Raw genomic sequence first — 18819 nt, forward strand, 5'->3', positions numbered from 1 at the left:
ATGGGACGTCTCTTCGTCCGTCAAACAGGAGAAGCCCTGTTTTTTCTGTTTTTTCTGTTTTTCATGACCTTCGGCAGTTTTGCGCTTTTACGCTTTTTACCGGGGGATCCGGTCTTGACGTTGCTCAATATCGACGAATTAAGTGCGTCACCGGAACAAATCGAGGCCGTCCGCCAAGAACTCGGTTTTCACGAACCGTTGCTGGCCCAGTACATTGACTGGCTGAGCCGAGTCGGTCGACTCGATCTCGGGGAATCGTTCATGACCGGACGGCCGGTTTTATTGATGTTGGGAGAAAGTTACCGGGCAACCTTTGAAATCGCCGGAAGCGGCTTGGTGCTTGCCCTGCTTGTCGCCGTACCGCTCGGAACATGGAGTGCCCGTTCCAACCGACACGTCGTCCGACTGACTGCTGACGGTGTGTCCCTGATCGGCGCGGCTGTCCCGAGCTTTTGGATCGGGCTCGTCTTGACCGATTGGTTTGCCATCCGTCTGCCGTGGTTACCCGTCATGGGGCGGGACGGGGCACTATCCGTCGTCTTGCCGGCTGTCTCGCTCAGTTTGGCGCTAGCCAGTGTCTACATCCAGCTGTTACGGGTTAATCTACAGACGGAACTCGCAAAGGAGTACATTCAGATTGCCCACGCCCGCGGGATCTCCGAACAGACGATTTTTTGGAAATACGCCTTTCGCGGGAGTCTGCCCCCGGTCCTCGCCGTCTTTACCTTATCGCTCGGCAGCCTGGCCGGTGGCGTCGTCGTGCTCGAAGTACTGTTCGCCTATCCGGGTGTCGGGAAATTGATGGTCGACGCCGTCTTGCAACGGGATTATCCGCTGATTCAAGGTTATATCCTGGTGACGACGGCCATCATCGTGACGCTGAACGTGATCATGCGACTGGTGACGCAACATCTGCGTCCCGATTGGCGGGGAGGTGACGTGAGATGAAGCAGTTGCGTTGGTTCATCTTCAGCGTGTGGATCGGGATTCTGCTGATCTATCTCGGCACCCACTCGCCTTACACGACGGACGTCACGCAACGCCTCGCATCGAGCTCGATGCAGCATTGGCTCGGGACGGATGCCCTGGGACGTGACTTTCTGGCCCGCTTGATTCTGGCGGGAGTGATTTCTTTTTTGTTCAGTGGGGTGACCGTGTTGTTGACGGCAACCGTCGGAACGGTTCTCGGATTGTTTGCCGGTTACTACGGCGGTCTGTTGAAACGGATCATTCACCGGATCGAAGAAAGTCTGATCATCTTCCCGGATACGGTGCTCGCTCTCGTATTGGCGGGATTGTTAGGTGCCGGAATCAACAGTCTCGTCCTGGCCATCTTATTGATCAAATGGGTGTCCTATGCCCGGCTCACGGAAACAATCGTCTCGTCGACGAAACAATCCGAGTACATTTGGATGGCACGGGTCAACGGATTATCGGATGCGATGATCGTCCGGCGCCATCTGTTATGGTCCGTCCTGCGGCAAGTCCGTGTGTTGATGAGTGTCGACATCGGGAAAATCATCTTATTTTTGTCCGCCTTCTCCTACATTGGCTTGGGTGTCCAGCCTCCCGTACCCGAATGGGGAGCGATGTTAAATGAAGCCCGTCCGTATTTTCAGGCCGCCCCCCGATTCATGATCTGGCCCGGATTGTGTATCGTCCTGACGGTCAATGCTTCGATGTGGTGGAACCGCCGTCTGCAACAGCAGACGGCAAAGAAAGGAGCATGAACATGATTCAACTGCATCACGTGACGGTCACGGCACCGACTAAGCCGTTGTTGCATGCCATCACCGTCGATTTTCCGGCCAATCAATTCATCTGTCTGATCGGTGCGAGCGGAAGCGGCAAAACCCTCCTGCTGAAACACTTGCTCGGATTGGTACCGGAAACGCTGTCGGTCGGTGGAACGGTGACGTTTGCAGAAGGGGAGGACTGGGTGCGGGGACGGGAGATCGGCTACATTCCGCAACACTACCAGCAGTCCTTTGTCCCGTTTTTGACAATCAAGGAAACGATGCGCGATCTGTGCCGGGCACATCATGTCGCCTACGATAAAGAACAGACGGAATCGTTACTGCGCTCATTCCGTCTCGACATCGACTTACTGGACCGTCTGCCGCATCAACTCAGCGGCGGACAACTCCAACGCATGGCGATCATCCTTGCTGTTTTCCTGAAACCGCGCCTCATTTTAGCCGATGAACTGACGACGGCCCTCGATCCGGTCGCGACCCGGCAACTATTAGACTGGCTCCGCAATTACCAACAACAAACGGCGGCGACGGTCCTATTCGTCACCCACGAACTGACCCATGCCTTACATTATGCGGATACGTTGTATATCATGAAAGAGGGAACCATCATCGATGCCGTCACTCCGGAGACGATTCACGCGAGCCGGCATCCCTATACCCAGGCTTTGTATACTAACAGGCACTTATAAGAGGAGGCATGAAGATGTCCGTATTATTGACGGTCGAGCATGTCTCGGTCCGTTACCGGAATCAACCCGTCCTGACCGATGTCACGTTTGCGCTCTCCGCCGGTCGATCCCTCGGCATCATCGGCGAAAGCGGGAGCGGGAAATCGACGTTAGCCCGGGTGTTATTACAACTGCAGGCGCAGGACGACGGACAAGTCCTGTTGCTCGGACAACCGTTCTCAACCCGATCGCAGCGGTCCCGACGCCGGCATATTCAAGCCGTTTTTCAACATCCACACGGCTCCTTTAATCCGGATTGGACGATGCGCCGCTCGCTGCTTGAACCGTATCGTCTGCATCAACCGGACTTGAACCATTTCTCAAATGAATCGGAAGAGCGTCTGACAGCCGAATTGCTGGCCGCTGTCGGATTGGACGACTCCCTGCTCGATCGACTGCCGGCGGCTCTCAGCGGCGGTCAATTGCAGCGGATGGCGATCGCCCGGGCGATTTCGATTGAGCCCGCCGTCATCGTTCTGGATGAACCGACGACCGGACTCGATGTGCTCGCCTTGCGTGAGATGATCGATTTGTTGCAGGACTTAAAACAGTCCTTGCAGATGTCTTACGTCTTCATTTCCCATCAGCTCGACTGTGTGACGGCCCTGTGCGACGAAATTCTGGTGCTGCAGGATGGTCGGATCACCGATTGGTTCGATACGATGGAGCAACGGAATCCGAACCGCCCCGATTACACCAAGGCGTTCATTGAGGCGGCAGCGTGGTGACGGCACCGGTTACGGCCCGGCAGTATGGGGTGCTGGCCTATCCGTTGATCTTGTCGAGTATCTTGACACCGTTGCTTGGCGTCACGGATACGATCGTGATCGGTCAGACGGGGGATGCCGCGGCAATCGGCGGCATCGCGCTTGGCGCCGTCTTTTTTAACACGATTTACTGGCTGTTCGGATTCTTGAAGGTCAGCACCACCGGTTTCAGTGCCCAAGCGAGTGTCCACCACGATGAGACCTCGTTGCAGTTCGCTTTATACCGGCCGGTCCTGCTGGGACTGGTAATCGGTCTGATCTTGATTGTCTGCCGCGCCCCTTTGGCATCTGCCGGATTATACCTGTTAGCCGCACCCGCCTCGTTATTGTCGGACGTCAACACATACATCGATTACCGGATTTACGGTGCGCCGTTCGTCTTGATCGGTTATGCGGTACTCGGTTGGCTGATTGGGCAGGGGCAGGTGAAACGGGCTCTGATGATTCAAATCGTGAGTAATATCATCAACATTGTGCTGGACGTCATCTTCGTGGTCGGTCTTGATTACGGTGTTGCCGGCGTCGCCGCTGCGACACTGATCGCCGAAGTCTGTACCGTGTTCTTGGCCTTATCCTTTATTGTCCGGCAACTGATTTGGAAACCGACGTACCGGCACCTGTTATTCCGCCTTCAGGACTACCGGCAGTTTTTCAGCGTCAACGCCGACTTGTTCATCCGAACGATTTTTCTTTTGCTCGTCACCGGCTGGTTCACCCGGACCGGAGCGTCGTTTGGACCGGACATTCTGGCGGCTAATGCAATCCTGTTGCAAATGCAGTATGTCATCGCGTACTGGTTTGGCGGACTCGGCAGTGCTTCGACGATTCTTGTCGGACGAGCGCGCGGACGCAACGATGAAGCGGGCTATCAACAAAGTGTCCGGCTGACCCGGCAGTTTGGTTTAGCGTCGATTGTCCTCATCATGCTCCTGTTGTTTCTGTTCCAGCAGCCTTTTCTCCGCTTGTTTTCGGCTGACCCGGAACTTTTGATTGTCGCCGGTGCCTACTACGGCTGGATTCTCCTGTTCCCGTTGACCGGAGGATTTGCGATGCTGTATGAAGGGGTGTTCGCCGGACGCGCCCAAGCGAAACCGGTCCGGAACTCGATGATTCAAGGATTTATCACGTTTGCCGTGCTGCTGCTGTCCATCAACTGGATCGGCAATCACGGCGTTTGGCTCGCCTTCATAGGTTTTGGTCTGATGCGTTCCGGATCGCTTCACCTGGCAGAACGCCGCTTACACAAACAACACCCCGTCGTCCACTCCTGAGAGGAGGGCGGCGGGGTGTCGTCATGACTGGGAAATGGTGTTCAGGTGGTGGACAAGAATCGTCTTCAAGCGGTCTTTCGTCAACCGTTCCGGTCGGAATAAGGCATGAAACGCCAGACCATCGATTAATGCCGCCAACCGTTCCGCTTCAAGCCGGACATCGATTCCGTCCCGTAACGTACCTGCCGGCAACCGTTCGAGCAGGACGAGGCACATCAGGAAAATATCATCCGTGCCGGTATCGGTTTTAGAACGATAGGCCGCCATCATGAATTGGAACCACACGCTCATTTCGAGCTGGTATTCTTCTTTGTACGGCAACACTTCCAGTAAAACATCGAGCAAGACTTGCTTCGGCGGACCTCCTTGTTCGAAGATGGTGGTAATCCGTTGTTGCGCCCGTTCCGAGACGAGTTCCATCGAAAAACGGAGCAACTCGTCTTGAGTTGCAAAGTAATGCCGTAACGCACCAAGCGATAAACCGGCTTCCTGGGCAATCTTACGGACGGTCGCTTGTTCAATTCCTTCAGTTGATATGAGACGCCAGGTCGCTTCTGCGATTTGGCGTCGTCTTTTTTCGTGATCGACTTGTTTTGGCATGACGTCAGTATACCATTTTTTTGATACAAATGTATTAAAATGATAGGCAACCGGAGTGGGATGTGGTATTTTTATAATACACCCGTATTAAAAAAGGAGGAATCAATATGAACGGAATTGCATGGGGCATCATCGTGTGTGAAATCATGTTTTGGGTCTTCATCCTTGCCGGACTGATCGTCCGCTATGGCTGGCGGAAACAACGACTCGGACTGCGCCTGATGGCGATGTCGCCGGTCATCGATCTTGTCTTGCTTGTTTTGACCGTTTACGACTTAAGGCAAGGGACGGAAGCGACGTGGGCCCATGGTGTCGCCGCCATTTATATCGGTGTCTCACTCGCCTTCGGTAAATCGCTGATTGCGTGGGCGGATCAGACTTACCAACGGTTCATTCTCCGTAAAGACGTCGTCCGCGACGTCCGCTCCAAGGCGCAGCGGGAGCGCGAAGGATTTGTCCGCCACCTGACGGCATTCATCATTGGAAGTGTGTTGTTGACCGGAATGATCTTTTGGATTGCCGATTTCAAACAGACTGAAGCCTTGCTGCAAACGGTTCAGATCTGGTTCCTTGTCCTTCTGGTCGACGGACTGATTGCCGTCAGTTATACGATTTTTCCAAAACGCGCCGATTAAAAAAAGAACGGAGCCTCCTGTTTAACGATCAACAGTGAAGGTCCGTTCTTTTATCGTATTGCTTTTTACTTGTTTACGTGCGTCGATCGAATCCCGGATATGTATGATGTACCGGCGGCCTTTTTGGTAACCGGAGCGGGGCGGTTTGATCCGCAATTCCTTGCCGTCGATGATTTCAAGCTCCGTCTGCATCCGTTCACCGGTCGAATCCGTGATCGTGACGGTCCGGTTTGAAACTTGGTCCGGTCGCAACCCTTTTGAAAATTCGATGTCAAACGTATGGTACTTCGAGATCGTCCGAGCACGCGATTTGAAATGGGGTCCGTCCGTCTGCTCGTCAAGCGTACAGTAACAGCCCGTAAAAATTAAACAAATCGTCAGGATAATGGAAAATAACGGTTTCACAATCGGGCTCCTTTCAGCATATTTTTCATTATAAGACAAATAATAGGAGGTTTCAATCGTTCTTGGGACGGATTGTGAAATAACACTTCAAGGCGGGGGGAGGGTGGTGGTATACTCAAACGAGAGAAAGGCAGTGGTATACGATGCAACAACAAGATCAACGCGAAATCATCGTCTCGATTCGGACGAGTTATGATTTCAAAGCGGATGAAGGACGCGCCGTCCGCGTCGTCGAATTTCACGGACGACGGACAACCGTCATCGATACGTTCAAAAAATCAACACCGAAGCGGATGATTCTCCTTGAGATGATCCGTGCCGTCCAGTCGTTTAAGGAACCGTTCCATATCATCTTCAACGTCGAGTGTAACTTCGGTTTCAAGTATCTCAATGATGAGCGTCAATGGGAGAACCGTGATCTCGGAAACACGTTTAACGAGTTGATCCAAGCGGGTGGACATACGATCGAACTCCGTGATTGTTCGTTTTACGAAGGTGGCAAGGATCTTCAGAAGTGGCTACTCAACATCTTAAAAAAGGCCAACTAAGCACGACTAAACAGATGACGCCCGCGTGGCGGGCATCTGTTTTTTGTTGCCCTCTCCCGCCCTTTGCTAATATGTGGTAAATTGAGAGGGTAAAAGTACCGAAAGTATATCTTTCTATTTATTTCAACTATCGAATATTTTATAAAGAGGTGTAATTATGAATAAGGAAGATCATCAACTGGCCCGTAAGCTTGTCTCGACCTACTTAACAGGAACGCAAATTGCCACTGTCCACTTGACAGGCTTCACAAGCATCGAATTGATTAATCTATATGATGCGACGATTCCCGACATCTCCATCCGGATTGAAACCGACCGTCTGTATTACGGTGACGTCGAATCGACGAAGGACTGGGTTGTCCGACATATGCCAAAAGAAGAGATGCTGCAACTGATTGTAAGATTACATACCGAACGCATCATCGCTGTCCGCATCGGCAAGGCCGCGCCGCACCTGTTCCTGACGTTCAGCTCCGGTAAAACACTTGTCATCAACGGTTCTGACACTTATTACGAATCCTGGACGATCGACATGAAGTTACCGCAGGAAGGACTCGTCTCAATCGTCGCTGTGCCAGGAGACGAACTGGCGGTCTTCGCTTCGGATCACACGATGCTGTTGGATCAAACCCATGAGTGACCGGTTGCAAGAAGCGCTCTTGGCGGCACGCGCCGTCATCGCGACGCGTTATCCGAACTGTGATGCGGCAGTGCTCGCCGGCAGTTTTGTCCGCGGTCAAGCTACCGCCACATCGGATTTGGATCTTGTCATCATCGATGAGACGGTCCCGTCCTCGTACCGGGAATCGTTTATCGCGGACGGTTATCCCGTCGAAGCCTTTATCCATTCCAGTACGACGGTGCTTGCCTTCTTTCAGCAGGACAAAAAACGGGGACGCCCGTCGATGCAACGGATGATGGCGGAAGGGACAATCCTTCGGGATCATCCTGTCCTGACGACACTGAAACACCAGGCAAAGACAGAGCTGCTGGCTGGTCCACCGGTATTTTCAGCTAGTGAAGCCAGTCAGGCCCGTTATTTTCTGACGGATTTACTGGATGACTTCATCGGCGTAACAGACCGGACGGAAGGACTCGGGATTGCGGCCCGTTTACTGGAACAAGCAACGCAGTTTTATCTGCGGGCACATGGTCACTGGACCGGACAAGGGAAATGGCTGATCCGGAGCTTGGCAGCCGTCGATCCGTCTGAAGCGGATCAGCTGACGACTGCATTTGAAGACTATTTCCGACTCGATCAAAAACAAGCCGTCATCCGGCTCGTCGAACGCTGGCTGGAACAACACGGCGGCCGTTACTTTGATGGCTTTTCAATCGGAAAATGAGAAGGGGGAGACGCGGATGCTGACCATTCAGGAAGGGACGGAAGAATCCGGTCCCTACAAAACGTTTCTTCAAGAAAAAATCCGCACGTACAATGACGAACATTCTCCGCACCATGCCGAAAAACGCCGTACCGCGGTTCGTCCCGTTCATGTGATGGTACTTGATGACGAGCAGATCGTCGGAGGTATTTACGGCGAAATCTATTGGGGGTGGCTCGAGGTGGAGTTTCTTTATCTCCCGGACAACTTACGCGCACAAGGTCTCGGCAGCCAACTGTTGCACCGGATTGAACAGCTGGCCCGTCAATCAGGGGTTGAACGGGTGCTTGTAACGACCTTTTCTTTTCAGGCCTATGCCTTTTATCAAAAACACGGATACGAGACGACTGGTGTGATTCCCGACTATCCACCGGGTTCTGCGCAGTACACACTCGTCAAACACTTTGTTCCGTCTTCCGGTTCGGCATGAAACAACGAATTGGGTTATTCTTCGCCATCACCTGTCTCGTCGGTTTGCTGATCTCACCATTAAAACAGACGGCGCAGCCCGACGCTTACGGTGTGACCCCTCAAACGCTGGTCGACGTCATGAAGCAGCAACCGGAAACGATTCCGTTCTCAACCAAACAAGTTTACTGGATCGAACCGCTCGGTGACAGGCACACGATCGCCTTCGTCAAGACGGCGAAAGTGCAGTTTTTACTTGTTTTAAAACAAACGGATTCGACCTATCGTGTCGTCCATCTGATCCGTCAAGCACCGCAACCGACCGATTGGTTTGAGGGACGGTTGCTGGAAGCGGATCAAAAACGCTATCTTGTCGCCTATGGTGAAAATCCGTCACAGACGATGCAGCAATTAACGTTTGATCCGTATAAAGTTACGTCAAGCGGTGAACGGGAGCAGACGTTGCCGCTCACAGGCATCAAGCGGACATTTAACATCAACCGGAAAGATCATTTCCATACGATTCAACCGTTGCCGGAAGCGTTTCCGCGGTCGTTGTTTTTTGACATCCATGCCGTCGATGCGGATGGGCACGAACAGGTACGCCGTTTGTCGAATACGCTCGATTAAAGACGTCCGGGTGGGAGGAGAACTGGCCAATCCGTTATACTGAAAGCAATCGTGAAAAAAGGGGGACGTTATGATGTGGATTGTGATGAATCAATTACGGGTGCAAAACGGGAAAGCCGATCAAGTCGCGGCACGTTTTCAGACAACAAAAGGGATTGAACAGATGGAAGGGTTCGTCCGGATGCAGGTATTGGTCGACCTCAGTCAAGAGGAACACGATGTCGTCACGATTATGACGACGTGGGAGAAACAGGAACACTTCCATGCCTGGCAAGCCAGTCAGGCGTATAAAGGGGTTCATAAAAAACGGGACGAGGGGACATCGGAAGTCAAGCCGCTGGTTCTGTCAAACGCCGTCACGGAATATTCCGTCGTCGCCGACCACACGCATGTCTGAATTGAAAAAGCGAGACCGTTCTTCGGAAATTTTCCGGAAGCGGGTCTCGCTTTTTTTATCATGGAATGGGATCATCTTAAACCGGGTAAAGATGAAAAACTAACCGATACGGGGTGGCGGAAGATGGCGACACGAAAAGGAATCGTTTCGAGTTTAACGGTCTTGTTCGGCATGATTTTCATCATCGGTTTTTTCTTGTCCGGCGCGTTTGTCTATCTGTACTTTTTTGCATTGCTGATTGCCTGTGCGTCCTTTTTACAGGAACGGCTGACCCGCAAAGAGTGGTTGCACGAAGGGATCGCCTTTATTTTGTTTTGCGGGGTCATCTACGCTGTGGAACATCTGGTGTTTTAAGTCATTTGATGTGATAGGTCTCCAGTAACAAGTCACGTCCGGCAGCAGACAGCTTAAAACTGATCTTCCGGTGAACATCTTCGAGATAGACATCGGTTTTCTTGACTCGCCGGTCGAGATAAATCTTAAACTGTTGCGCCTTCCCCTTGTTCAGTAACGTCAAATACGGCCGCTCGGCCAATCGTCCTTTTTGCTCCGTCTCTTCACTGTCCTCAATCAACCGGACCAACTGTTTTGATTCTTCGAGTGACGTCTCGATATACCCCTCGAGCGGGAAGGGATCTGCTTGATTGAGACTTCCGTCCGCTTCAAATTTCAGCTTTCCGAATGGTCGGTCATGGAAAATGGCGAAACGCGGTAAAGAATAGTCTGCATCGTAAAGATCGTCCGGCGGTATGTCCAGACCAGAGGGGAGTTGTTGTTCCTGCTTAACCGTCAGCTTGTAGCGGGTCGCCTTTCCGCTTTTTTCCTTGACCGTGACCGTACCGTAAGTGCCGTCTGCATGTGGCGCCTCCTGGAAGTCAATCGTACTTCGCTCCTTGGATGAATGGAACGTGGCTTGATACCGTTGTTGACCCAGCAGATTCAACTGGACTTCATACGGTTCTCGCATTTGGATATTCGATTCGAGGAAAATCGGGACTACTCCAACGAACGGTGTCAGTTCTATCACGTTCGTGACGACCGTCTGTTTGGTTTGTTCATTCGTTGCCCGTGCGACGAGATAACCGGTGGTCGGTAAGGATAATTGTCTCGCAGACGTCATCAGTGAATTGCGGAAGGAACTGATACTTTTTTTAAAATCAGAAGACAATGGTTGAAACGTGATGTCTTTTTCAGGTTTTAACAGTTTACTTGATGGAAATCGATCCTGTTCTGGAGTTAACTTGTGATACCCCGGTTTGGACACATAATCGTGGCAATACAAGAAGCGATTCTGTTTCGTTTTCAAATAGACGGCTTGCTCACCCATCGATTCCGGAAACTGGCTGACGAGATTAACGAAATATTGTTTGCCGACTACATAATCCTTTGGGGGAGCGACCCGTTTGGTCGCACACACCTGTTTGATGAGGGCACCAAGCTTCGGATCATCCTCCTTGAGGTCCGTCAGGTTCAACGTGTCGTAGACTTCCGGTAAGTAAGTGTACTCGATTGGTTTTGCGTCCGGACTACATCCGCTTAACAAGACGGCTCCAATCACTACAGGAATCAGTTGACGCATCATCATTCCTCCACTTCGGTCAGGAGATTGGCTGCAACTTCGCCGGACAGTTTGGCTGCTTTTTTCGTTCGGATGTCTTTCAGGTAGACATCTGTTTTATTTGCCCGCGCTTTGAGGTATACGTCAAACGTTTGGAGCTTACCACTTTGAATCAACGTCAAGTAGCGGACATCCGCCCGGTTGCCTTGAGGTGTTTCGAGCGTGACCTCTTTTAATTCGTCCGCCACTTGTTTGGCCAGTTTGTCAGACAACAAGGACAACTGGCGGAAGTCGGCTTCACGTAACGCCGTATCGTTCGGGTGAAGGAAGCCGTGGATTTTTTTATTGTCGTCTCCGATGCCGTTAAATCCATGGACTGGAATATCTTTAACGTCGGTCTCGTAACGAAGGGAAATCGTTTTAGTGACTGGTTGTTCTGCGTCTGTTGAACGAAATGTCAGATACGGGATTGTCTTGTCTGCCGGCAAGGTGTCCGGCAAGGGGTGATAGGTCAGCTTGACCGGTCGTTTGCCCAGATTCCTTAAAACATCACGTTGATTGAGATACTGATTTCCCTTGAACTGCAGGGTAAAGGTCGTCGACGGCAAACCATCCGTCGTCTTTTCAAGCGACAGTTCAAACTCTGAATAGGTAAAAGAAGCCGGCAAGCCAAAGATTGTCTCCTTTTGCCCGTCCTCTTCCTCGATGAGCAACAGTTGACCCTTTGACGGGAGTTCTACCGATACACGCTGAACTTGGTTCGAGACGTCCACAACTTCTTGTTTACGCTTCGTTGCCTTATCGGATGTATGAACGTTCAAGGTCGGCGCTGTAATCGGTGTACGGTCTTGACCGGATGTTTGCTTCAGCCATGGATGATCCGCTTGTTTAATCGGGTGAGCCGAGAGGCGGAACGTCTTCTGTGAACGGCAGGTCAGATAAAACTGATTCCCTTGCGCGATATATTGCAGTTCAATCGGACTTGTGTAGGTCCCGATGTTTTGCAGGGAAAAATAGAGTCCATATGTATCGAGTGTCCGGTATTGTTTGGGCATCTTCACGACATTTTTTGTATCTTGGCACGTTTGAAGCAATCGGGCAGATTGTTTTTTCGGCACCGGTTCAAAGGAACCGTTCGAAAAATTGATGGCTTCCCAGTAATCCGGTAATGGCTTTAGCTGCAATAAGCGTTCTGATCCGCATCCTGTCAGGAACAGACTGCTGACAAGACTGATGCTGAGTATCTGTCTTTTGATGATCCTCACCTCTTCATTCTTTTAACAATATTTTACCATGTATGTCTCATTTTATTTCCAGTAAAATTCAAAATTGAAAATCTTTTAATATTAAGATGTTAGTTTTCTGCATCAATGGGGTATCTTCTAATTGTGCACGAAAACAATACTATTAATTCAATGGGGGTTTTTCAGAAATGGGTACATTTATTCAAGCAGTCGATGGAACGAAGATTTATGTAGAAGATATCGGATCAGGACAACCGGTTGTTCTATTACACGGATGGCCAGCAAACAATAACATGTTCGAGTATCAGAAAAACCGCCTTCTTGAAGAAGGATACCGCTATATCGGCGTTGATTACCGGGGCTACGGAAAATCAGACGCACCAGCCAGCGGATATGATTACACAACGATGGCTTCCGACATCAACCAAGTCATCGAACAATTGCAGTTGACGAACGTCACCTTGCTCGGCTTCTCGATGGGCGGCGGCATCGCCTTGAAGTATCTCTTGAACCACGGCGAGTCAAAAGTTTCGAAACTGGTTCTCGCAGGAGCGGCAGCACCGGTCTTCACACAACGCGACGGTTACCCGTACGGGATGACAAAAGACGAAGTCGATGCATTGATCGAGGACACGAAACAAGATCGCCCGTCGATGCTGAAAGGATTTGGGGAAATTTTCTTTGCGAAAGAACATCCGGAGCCACTTCAGCAATGGTTCCATAACTTGAGTGTCGTCGCTTCATCTCACGGAACGATCCAATCGGCGATTGCCTTACGTGATGAAGATTTACGTGACGGTCTGCCGAAGATTACGGTGGACACGCTTATCATGCACGGTAAAAAAGACCAAGTCTGCCCGTTTGAATTCGCGGAAGTCATGCATGAAAACATCACGGGTTCACGTCTCGAAGTATTCGAAGAGAGCGGACACGGGATGTTCCTCGACGAACGTGAAAAATTCACGGAAACACTGGTTTCATACGTCAAATCAAGCCAAACGGTCTAACTGTAAAAGACACGTAACCCCATCTGCTTTTCCTCCGGGAGAAGCAGATGGGGTTTTTGAGTGGTCCTATCATTACTAGTGGAGCAAGAAGCCGCTCAGCATCACTCTTCTTCTAACTGTTCAATGACTTGCCGCGCCACATCACCGGACAGCTTGGCACTTTTTTTCGTCCGCTGCTCTTGCAAGTAAAGATCCGTCTTGTTGGCGCGTTTTTTAACGTAGACTTTAAAGGTTTGAGTGTTGCCGTCTTCAAGCAACGTCATATACGAGAACGGTGTATTTGCTCCTTGCGGTTCTTCCGGTGTGACAGCTTTTAACTCTTTGGCAATCGCTCGGGACAGCTGATTTGGCAGGGTGACCATTTCGGACCGTTTCGCTTTTTCAAACGATGTCATCGTCGGATGGAAGTAGGCTGTCATTCCCTGCGTCGGCTCAGCCTCAATTTGGTATTCGTCGACCGGACGATACACCGGCTGATAACGTATCGAGAGTGTCTTTTCTTCTAACATCTGCTGATCTCCTTTTATCTGGAGCGTCACGAACGGAATCGTTTGATTCAACGGTAAAGTTTTCGGCAAAGGATATTGCTTCATGCGGATCAGATCAGATTTGTATGCCGTCATGATTTGCCGGTCCATGATTTCCCAATCGTAACGTGAAAAGGTCAGCGAACGGGATGTCGAGCCGTCGGCATGTCGGCGGCTCACCAGGTAAAACTCTGCTTGCTGGTGAAGGGACGACATCGGAATATTTCGAATGACATGTTCTTTGCCGGACTCGGTCATGACAAACAACAATTGTCCCGAAACCGGCAATTGAAGACCGTAAAACGGCTTCAAGTCTCGCGCAAATTCATTTTCTGCCGTCGTGTCCCGATTAGTGGAGACATGCCGGTCCTGTTGTTCCTTCGTCAGCGGAATGAGAGCCGGTGCTTTCATCGAGGCGCGATCCTGACCCTTTGTTACGCGGACCCATGGATGATCCGCCGCTTTCACCCGGTGGACACGTAATTCGTGTGTCTTGGACGAACGACAGGATACATACAGTTGCTGACCTTGTGCAAGATAGACCACTTCGGTCGGAGTTGGTTGAAGCTCTAGATCATTCAATGTAAAAAACATGCCGAATGTCTGCAACGTCCGGTATGACTTCGGTAGAGGAACCGTTTTTTTCTCCATACACGTCCGCAACAATTGTTTCTTTTGTTCCATGGTAACTTCTTCTTCTATGTATTCACCGGAAGCAAATGCATACGCGGTCCAATAGGCAGGGACCGGTTCCAGTTGAAGCAACCGTTCTTGTCCGCAGCCGGTCAAAATAAGACTGGAGACAAGAGCCGCCATCAGTAAACCTTTTTTAATGACAATTCCTCCTCTGTTTTCATATCCATCATATTACTATATCAGACCTGTATAAAAATGGTTATTTTATTGAACAAGGAGTCAGCACAGACAAAAAAAACCAATCACGGACATCCGTGATTGGTGGATTAATTCGTATAGTTGCGGATAAACCGGCGGTCAATCCATTGTTTGAGGCACCAGCTGAGATGATTGGTCTGATGATGACGCCCGTACAGCAATGTCGCCTGTTTACCGCCGAGGGCCAGGATCGTCAAATAACGCCGTTGCGGGTGAAACGTCACCAGACGCTCTTGATTCACGAACCGAAGCAGGTTTTTCAGCAAGACCGGTGCCTGACGAACGGCCGTCACTCCGTTTTTCGGTGTGTCCGGATACGCGGTCAGTGTCGCACAGTCACCGACGGCAAAGATTGACGGATCTTCCAGTGCCTGCAACGTCTCATGGACGAGCAGGAAACCCCGCGCATCACAGTACAAATCCGATTCCTGAAACAGTTTGCTCGCACGGGCACCCCCTAAAAATAACAGGGCATCCGTCTCGAGCGACTGACCGGATTGTAACCACGCCGTTTGACCTTCCAGCGTATCAAACCGATCGACGATTCGTTTGACGCCCAGTTGATCAAGCCGTTTCGCAACCTTTGGACCAGCCGGATGACCCGCGAGCACCGGTTCCTCGTGAATCAGCGTCACCGGACTGCCGGCGGACCGAAAAGACGCCGCCATCTCGACTGCAGCCGCGCCACTGCCGACGATGACAGGGGAAACGGCATTCCTGAACACCTCGAGCGCTTGATCAATCCGGTAGTTCGGTTTTATCGTCACACGCGGCGCACCGGCAATCTCCCAGTCACGCGAGCCGATGTTACACGACACGATGTCATACGACAGAATCTGTCCGGACTGGCATATCACCTGTTTATTCGCCGCGTCAATTCGAATAACCCGGTCCTCGATCCATGTCTTCCCGTGGCGCTCACACAACGCTTTGACATCGATCCGGGTCTCATCGAGCGTATAGGTCCCGTCCGCCAACCCCGAGAACATCCCGGAATAATACTGATAGCGTGAAGGATTGATGACGATCCAGTCGACATCCGGATGACTGCCTTGTTTAATACATTCTAAATGTGCATGGCCCGCACCTACTAAAATGATTCGTGTCACGACGTTCACCTCCTTTTTTGAATTCTTTACACCTGAGATGGTATTTCCCTGATGTAGCAGGAAGTAATCTTGCGCCGGTCAGACAAAAAGACGAAGCGACGTCGCGATGCTGCTGATGAGACCGAAAAACAACAGATCGAAGCGGGTGACGATCGGTCGGACATAATACGTCCGGTTTGTTTGAAACTGTCGTGCTTCCATCGCAATCGCAATCTGTTCCGACCGGATGATGCTCGTCGTAAAGAGCGGCAAGCTGATGTCAAAAAACGTTTGCCAGGGCCAGATCGACCGTTGCCGGCGGACACGCCGGGCTTGGCGAATGGTCCGAATCGTTTGCCGAAAGATCGGAATAAAGCGTAGACCGGCTAAAAAACCGTAGGCCAGACGGACCGGCAGGCGGCACTGATGAATCAGGCTCATGACGAACCGTGTCGGATCCGTCGTTGCAACGAACGTCAAGCTCAGGAAGACAAATGCAAGCATCCGGGTCGCAATCAACCAGGCATGATCGAGACTTTCTTCCGTAATCCGAAACCAGCCGAACGTCCAAAGTTCGGTGCTGCCTTTGCCGAACGCCGCCATCATCCAAAACGTCAACAAAAACAAGACACCATAGGGAGCCAAGCGCAGAAGAAGCGTCGGCAAACGCCAACCGGAACTGCAGATCCCGACGGCAGCAAGTACCGCTAAGGCAAGCGTCACCTGCAGACTCGACGTCGTAATCAGCAACACCATCACATAGAGGAGCGTTCCGAGCTTGACCGCCGGATTAATACGCGCGAGCGGTGTGTCGTTTTCCTGCACGGTGTTTCACCTCCTCGAGTTGTTGATACAGAAACGATATTGGACGGAACAGTTGGTTTTGTTCCAAAAGTGCTTCTTCCTGAAACAACTCCAGCGGCGTCCCGTCAAACTGGACCCGTTCCTCGCCGATGACGACGACACGGTCGGCGTAACGGTGGACCAGCTCCATGTCGTGCGTCACCATGATCACGGTCGTTCCTGCCTCACGGGCTTGATGCAGCACGTCGATGATATGTGCCGTCGTCTCAGCGTCTTGTCCAAAGGTCGGTTCATCGAGCAACAAAACAGCTTTTCGTTCCAGTAACATCGTCGCGACACTCAACCGTCTTTTTTGCCCGAGACTGAGCGCGAGGGGAGACTGATCCGCGACATCGGTCAGTCGATAGTGACGCAAGGCTGTCTGGACCCGTTCCGGATCAAAGGTAGCACAGCTGATGGCAAGTTCGTCGGTGACCGTCTGTTTAAGAAACTGGAAGTCCGGTTGTTGAAAAACAAAGCCGACTTGTTGGTAATACGTCCGGTCCGACCATCTCCGAAGCGGGGTGTCGAACAAGCGGATATCGCCTCGGGACGGAAGCAATTTCGCCAGTGTCTCAAGGACTGTGCTTTTTCCAGCCCCGTTGCGTCCGACGAGCATGATCCATTGACCGGAAAAGGTCGTCCATGAAAAATCGTTAAGAATCGTCCGTTTCCCCCGTTTGACACGGACCCGCGTCAGTTCAAATGTCCGCTCCGTTCCAACCGCTCGACGTTCAACCGGACGTTTCTTCAGATGACAGGCTTGTCCGGACAGTTCCGGTAAGGTCTCCAGTCCGTAAGGGTAGAGGAGCGGCATCGCAATCCCAAGCGCCGTCATCACATTCCGCTGTTGATGAAACACGTCATACGGTGTGCCATCAAGCAATAAGCGACCTCCTTCAAAGACAAGTACCCGGTCGGCAAACGTCACGCACTGATCGAGCTGATGTTCGATCAGAACGAGCGTCATGTCGGGATCACGGTGCAATTCTTCAATCAGATGCATCATCGTCCGTTGACCACTCGGGTCGAGTTGTGCCGTCGGTTCATCCAGTAATAAGATATCCGGTTCAAGGGCGAGGACACAGGCCAACGCGAGCCGTTGCTTCATCCCGCCGGACAGTTCGGCAATCGGTGTCGTCAAGGCAAGATCAAGTCCGACCCGCGCCAGCAGCAACTGGATGCGTTCCTCCATCTCACTGCGGATAATCTGCCGATTCTCGAGACTAAAGGCGATTTCCGCTCCGACCGTCTGCATACAAAACTGATCGTCCGGCTGTTGGAACAAAATCCCGACCGTTCCCTCGGTCGACCAGTGACCGGTGACATCTGCTTCAATCGTATCCGGCAACAGACCGGCAAGAACGTGTAAAAAGGTCGTCTTGCCGCTGCCGCTTGGACCGACGAGCAAGGTCGTTTCTCCTTTTTGAATCGTGATCGACAAGTCGTGTAAGACCGGAGAATCCTGATCCGGATAACGGACGGACAGGTGCGCGCACTGCATCATGCGGCACGCTGCTTTCGTTGCCGTCCGATCGCATAACCGTTCAATGTCCCGGTTTTAACGAGCGCGTCGACGATTAGTTTGGCGAGCAATCCACCGAGCAATGCTCCGCTGACGAGTTGCAGGGAAAACGTCAACAGCAGTGTCGTCGTCGTATAATAGGCAAATCCATTTACGATGAGGCTGTAGACCATACTTCCGACGGCGGCAAAGACACCGGACAACATCAAGGTGAACGTATTAAACGTCCGGTAGCCGAACACGGCAAAGGCGATCTCGGCTCCGATTCCCTGTGCAAATCCAATCAACAGTGCCGATAAGCCGAAGTGACTCCCTGTAAACAACTCGACGGCAGCAGCGACGACTTCTGCAATCAATGCCGCGCCTGGTTTTTGAATGATGTAGGCGACAAGGGGACTGGCGATGACCCAGATGCCGAACATCCAGTTTGCTCCGACCGGTCCAAAGATGGCCGAGATCGGCAACCATAACGTCGACCATCCTAAGTAGAGGACACCACAAGCTACGGCGAGCATCATCATGACGATGATTTCTTTCATTTTCCAACTGTTCATAATCACTTCTCCTTTGAATGCACACCCACAAAGAAACCACAAAAAAGA

The 18819-nt window shown here is 51.5% G+C and carries 23 protein-coding genes; 14 read left to right on the plus strand and 9 right to left on the minus strand.

What is annotated here, in order from left to right:
- The 5 genes from D3D03_RS04925 to D3D03_RS04945 are packed head-to-tail and all read left to right on the plus strand — an operon-like array spanning nucleotide 1 to nucleotide 4523.
- Nucleotides 1–948, plus strand: coding sequence for an ABC transporter permease (locus tag D3D03_RS04925; RefSeq protein WP_119922992.1), 948 nt, complete (start codon nucleotides 1–3; stop codon nucleotides 946–948).
- Entirely contained in the window at nucleotides 945–1730 is a 786-nt protein-coding gene (locus tag D3D03_RS04930) for an ABC transporter permease (RefSeq protein WP_119922993.1), read from the plus strand. Before D3D03_RS04925 ends, D3D03_RS04930 begins: the two co-directional genes overlap by 4 nt.
- Nucleotides 1731–1732: 2 nt before the next feature.
- On the plus strand, nucleotides 1733–2446 hold the full coding sequence (locus tag D3D03_RS04935; protein ID WP_158583685.1) for an ATP-binding cassette domain-containing protein: 714 nt from the start codon (nucleotides 1733–1735) through the stop codon (nucleotides 2444–2446).
- A gap of 14 nt (nucleotides 2447–2460) precedes the next feature.
- Nucleotides 2461–3213, plus strand: coding sequence for an ABC transporter ATP-binding protein (locus tag D3D03_RS04940; protein WP_158583686.1), 753 nt, complete (start codon nucleotides 2461–2463; stop codon nucleotides 3211–3213).
- Nucleotides 3210–4523 carry an MATE family efflux transporter gene (locus tag D3D03_RS04945; protein WP_158583687.1) on the plus strand — a complete coding sequence of 438 codons (1314 nt, stop codon included), beginning with the start codon at nucleotides 3210–3212 and terminating at the stop codon, nucleotides 4521–4523. Before D3D03_RS04940 ends, D3D03_RS04945 begins: the two co-directional genes overlap by 4 nt.
- A gap of 21 nt (nucleotides 4524–4544) precedes the next feature.
- Here D3D03_RS04945 and D3D03_RS04950 read toward each other — a convergent pair whose 3' ends face one another.
- Nucleotides 4545–5123, minus strand: a complete 579-nt coding sequence (locus D3D03_RS04950; protein ID WP_119922997.1) for a TetR/AcrR family transcriptional regulator — start codon at nucleotides 5121–5123, stop codon at nucleotides 4545–4547.
- A gap of 107 nt (nucleotides 5124–5230) precedes the next feature.
- Here D3D03_RS04950 and D3D03_RS04955 point away from each other — a divergent pair, with 107 nt between their 5' ends.
- Nucleotides 5231–5758, plus strand: coding sequence for a hypothetical protein (locus tag D3D03_RS04955; protein WP_026832899.1), 528 nt, complete (start codon nucleotides 5231–5233; stop codon nucleotides 5756–5758).
- Between the two features lie 21 nt (nucleotides 5759–5779).
- Here D3D03_RS04955 and D3D03_RS04960 read toward each other — a convergent pair whose 3' ends face one another.
- Nucleotides 5780–6163 carry a hypothetical protein gene (locus D3D03_RS04960; RefSeq protein ID WP_026832898.1) on the minus strand — a complete coding sequence of 128 codons (384 nt, stop codon included), beginning with the start codon at nucleotides 6161–6163 and terminating at the stop codon, nucleotides 5780–5782.
- A gap of 143 nt (nucleotides 6164–6306) precedes the next feature.
- On the opposite strand from D3D03_RS04960, the gene D3D03_RS04965 reads away from it, so the two are divergent.
- The 7 genes from D3D03_RS04965 to D3D03_RS04995 all read left to right on the plus strand — a co-directional run bounded on the left by D3D03_RS04965 (nucleotide 6307) and on the right by D3D03_RS04995 (nucleotide 9885).
- Entirely contained in the window at nucleotides 6307–6711 is a 405-nt protein-coding gene (locus tag D3D03_RS04965) for a hypothetical protein (protein WP_026832897.1), read from the plus strand.
- A 157-nt stretch (nucleotides 6712–6868) separates the two neighbouring features.
- Nucleotides 6869–7351 carry a hypothetical protein gene (locus D3D03_RS04970; RefSeq protein ID WP_026832896.1) on the plus strand — a complete coding sequence of 161 codons (483 nt, stop codon included), beginning with the start codon at nucleotides 6869–6871 and terminating at the stop codon, nucleotides 7349–7351.
- Nucleotides 7344–8057, plus strand: coding sequence for a nucleotidyltransferase domain-containing protein (locus D3D03_RS04975; RefSeq protein WP_119922998.1), 714 nt, complete (start codon nucleotides 7344–7346; stop codon nucleotides 8055–8057). The genes D3D03_RS04970 and D3D03_RS04975 overlap by 8 nt, the downstream gene beginning before the upstream one ends.
- Nucleotides 8058–8073: 16 nt before the next feature.
- A complete protein-coding gene (locus D3D03_RS04980) occupies nucleotides 8074–8526 on the plus strand; it encodes a GNAT family N-acetyltransferase (protein ID WP_119922999.1) in 453 nt (150 codons plus the stop codon).
- On the plus strand, nucleotides 8523–9134 hold the full coding sequence (locus D3D03_RS04985; RefSeq protein ID WP_119923000.1) for a hypothetical protein: 612 nt from the start codon (nucleotides 8523–8525) through the stop codon (nucleotides 9132–9134). Before D3D03_RS04980 ends, D3D03_RS04985 begins: the two co-directional genes overlap by 4 nt.
- A 73-nt stretch (nucleotides 9135–9207) precedes the next feature.
- Nucleotides 9208–9531 (plus strand): antibiotic biosynthesis monooxygenase, encoded by a 324-nt coding sequence (locus D3D03_RS04990; protein WP_119923001.1) that lies wholly within the window; start codon nucleotides 9208–9210, stop codon nucleotides 9529–9531.
- 123 nt (nucleotides 9532–9654) lie between these two features.
- Nucleotides 9655–9885, plus strand: coding sequence for a hypothetical protein (locus tag D3D03_RS04995; protein ID WP_028106200.1), 231 nt, complete (start codon nucleotides 9655–9657; stop codon nucleotides 9883–9885).
- Between the two features lies 1 nt (nucleotide 9886).
- Here D3D03_RS04995 and D3D03_RS05000 read toward each other — a convergent pair whose 3' ends face one another.
- Together D3D03_RS05000 and D3D03_RS05005 are read right to left on the minus strand one after the other, a co-directional pair.
- Entirely contained in the window at nucleotides 9887–11110 is a 1224-nt protein-coding gene (locus D3D03_RS05000; protein ID WP_119923002.1) for a hypothetical protein, read from the minus strand.
- A gap of 2 nt (nucleotides 11111–11112) precedes the next feature.
- Entirely contained in the window at nucleotides 11113–12354 is a 1242-nt protein-coding gene (locus D3D03_RS05005) for a hypothetical protein (RefSeq protein ID WP_233550642.1), read from the minus strand.
- Nucleotides 12355–12521: 167 nt separating this feature from the next.
- Here D3D03_RS05005 and D3D03_RS05010 point away from each other — a divergent pair, with 167 nt between their 5' ends.
- Entirely contained in the window at nucleotides 12522–13340 is an 819-nt protein-coding gene (locus D3D03_RS05010) for an alpha/beta fold hydrolase (protein ID WP_026832888.1), read from the plus strand.
- A gap of 101 nt (nucleotides 13341–13441) precedes the next feature.
- Here D3D03_RS05010 and D3D03_RS05015 read toward each other — a convergent pair whose 3' ends face one another.
- From D3D03_RS05015 to D3D03_RS05035, 5 genes are all read right to left on the minus strand, one after another.
- Nucleotides 13442–14683, minus strand: coding sequence for a hypothetical protein (locus tag D3D03_RS05015; RefSeq protein ID WP_119923003.1), 1242 nt, complete (start codon nucleotides 14681–14683; stop codon nucleotides 13442–13444).
- Between the two features lie 146 nt (nucleotides 14684–14829).
- Nucleotides 14830–15870 (minus strand): NAD(P)/FAD-dependent oxidoreductase, encoded by a 1041-nt coding sequence (locus D3D03_RS05020; RefSeq protein ID WP_119923004.1) that lies wholly within the window; start codon nucleotides 15868–15870, stop codon nucleotides 14830–14832.
- A 78-nt stretch (nucleotides 15871–15948) separates the two neighbouring features.
- Nucleotides 15949–16674, minus strand: coding sequence for an energy-coupling factor transporter transmembrane component T family protein (locus tag D3D03_RS05025; protein ID WP_199699994.1), 726 nt, complete (start codon nucleotides 16672–16674; stop codon nucleotides 15949–15951).
- Nucleotides 16640–18199, minus strand: coding sequence for an ABC transporter ATP-binding protein (locus D3D03_RS05030; protein ID WP_233550643.1), 1560 nt, complete (start codon nucleotides 18197–18199; stop codon nucleotides 16640–16642). The genes D3D03_RS05025 and D3D03_RS05030 overlap by 35 nt, the downstream gene beginning before the upstream one ends.
- Nucleotides 18196–18771 carry an ECF transporter S component gene (locus D3D03_RS05035; RefSeq protein ID WP_026832884.1) on the minus strand — a complete coding sequence of 192 codons (576 nt, stop codon included), beginning with the start codon at nucleotides 18769–18771 and terminating at the stop codon, nucleotides 18196–18198. The genes D3D03_RS05030 and D3D03_RS05035 overlap by 4 nt, the downstream gene beginning before the upstream one ends.
- Between the last annotated feature and the right edge of the window lie 48 nt (nucleotides 18772–18819).

This window comes from Exiguobacterium sp. RIT452 (assembly GCF_003598705.1).
Taxonomy (GTDB): Bacteria; Bacillota; Bacilli; order Exiguobacteriales; family Exiguobacteriaceae; genus Exiguobacterium_A; species Exiguobacterium_A undae.

What these genes read in the sequence shown, in the direction of transcription:
- D3D03_RS04925 (WP_119922992.1), top strand. Translation starts at nt 1, where the DNA reads ATGGGACGTCTCTTCGTCCGTCAAACAGGAGAAGCCCTGTTTTTTCTG.
- D3D03_RS04930 (WP_119922993.1), top strand. Translation starts at nt 945, where the DNA reads ATGAAGCAGTTGCGTTGGTTCATCTTCAGCGTGTGGATCGGGATTCTG.
- D3D03_RS04935 (WP_158583685.1), top strand. Translation starts at nt 1,733, where the DNA reads ATGATTCAACTGCATCACGTGACGGTCACGGCACCGACTAAGCCGTTG.
- D3D03_RS04940 (WP_158583686.1), top strand. Translation starts at nt 2,461, where the DNA reads ATGTCCGTATTATTGACGGTCGAGCATGTCTCGGTCCGTTACCGGAAT.
- D3D03_RS04950 (WP_119922997.1), bottom strand. Translation starts at nt 5,123, where the DNA reads ATGCCAAAACAAGTCGATCACGAAAAAAGACGACGCCAAATCGCAGAA.
- D3D03_RS04955 (WP_026832899.1), top strand. Translation starts at nt 5,231, where the DNA reads ATGAACGGAATTGCATGGGGCATCATCGTGTGTGAAATCATGTTTTGG.
- D3D03_RS04965 (WP_026832897.1), top strand. Translation starts at nt 6,307, where the DNA reads ATGCAACAACAAGATCAACGCGAAATCATCGTCTCGATTCGGACGAGT.
- D3D03_RS04970 (WP_026832896.1), top strand. Translation starts at nt 6,869, where the DNA reads ATGAATAAGGAAGATCATCAACTGGCCCGTAAGCTTGTCTCGACCTAC.
- D3D03_RS04975 (WP_119922998.1), top strand. Translation starts at nt 7,344, where the DNA reads ATGAGTGACCGGTTGCAAGAAGCGCTCTTGGCGGCACGCGCCGTCATC.
- D3D03_RS04980 (WP_119922999.1), top strand. Translation starts at nt 8,074, where the DNA reads ATGCTGACCATTCAGGAAGGGACGGAAGAATCCGGTCCCTACAAAACG.
- D3D03_RS04985 (WP_119923000.1), top strand. Translation starts at nt 8,523, where the DNA reads ATGAAACAACGAATTGGGTTATTCTTCGCCATCACCTGTCTCGTCGGT.
- D3D03_RS04990 (WP_119923001.1), top strand. Translation starts at nt 9,208, where the DNA reads ATGTGGATTGTGATGAATCAATTACGGGTGCAAAACGGGAAAGCCGAT.
- D3D03_RS04995 (WP_028106200.1), top strand. Translation starts at nt 9,655, where the DNA reads ATGGCGACACGAAAAGGAATCGTTTCGAGTTTAACGGTCTTGTTCGGC.
- D3D03_RS05000 (WP_119923002.1), bottom strand. Translation starts at nt 11,110, where the DNA reads ATGCGTCAACTGATTCCTGTAGTGATTGGAGCCGTCTTGTTAAGCGGA.
- D3D03_RS05010 (WP_026832888.1), top strand. Translation starts at nt 12,522, where the DNA reads ATGGGTACATTTATTCAAGCAGTCGATGGAACGAAGATTTATGTAGAA.
- D3D03_RS05015 (WP_119923003.1), bottom strand. Translation starts at nt 14,683, where the DNA reads ATGGCGGCTCTTGTCTCCAGTCTTATTTTGACCGGCTGCGGACAAGAA.
- D3D03_RS05030 (WP_233550643.1), bottom strand. Translation starts at nt 18,199, where the DNA reads ATGATGCAGTGCGCGCACCTGTCCGTCCGTTATCCGGATCAGGATTCT.
- D3D03_RS05035 (WP_026832884.1), bottom strand. Translation starts at nt 18,771, where the DNA reads ATGAACAGTTGGAAAATGAAAGAAATCATCGTCATGATGATGCTCGCC.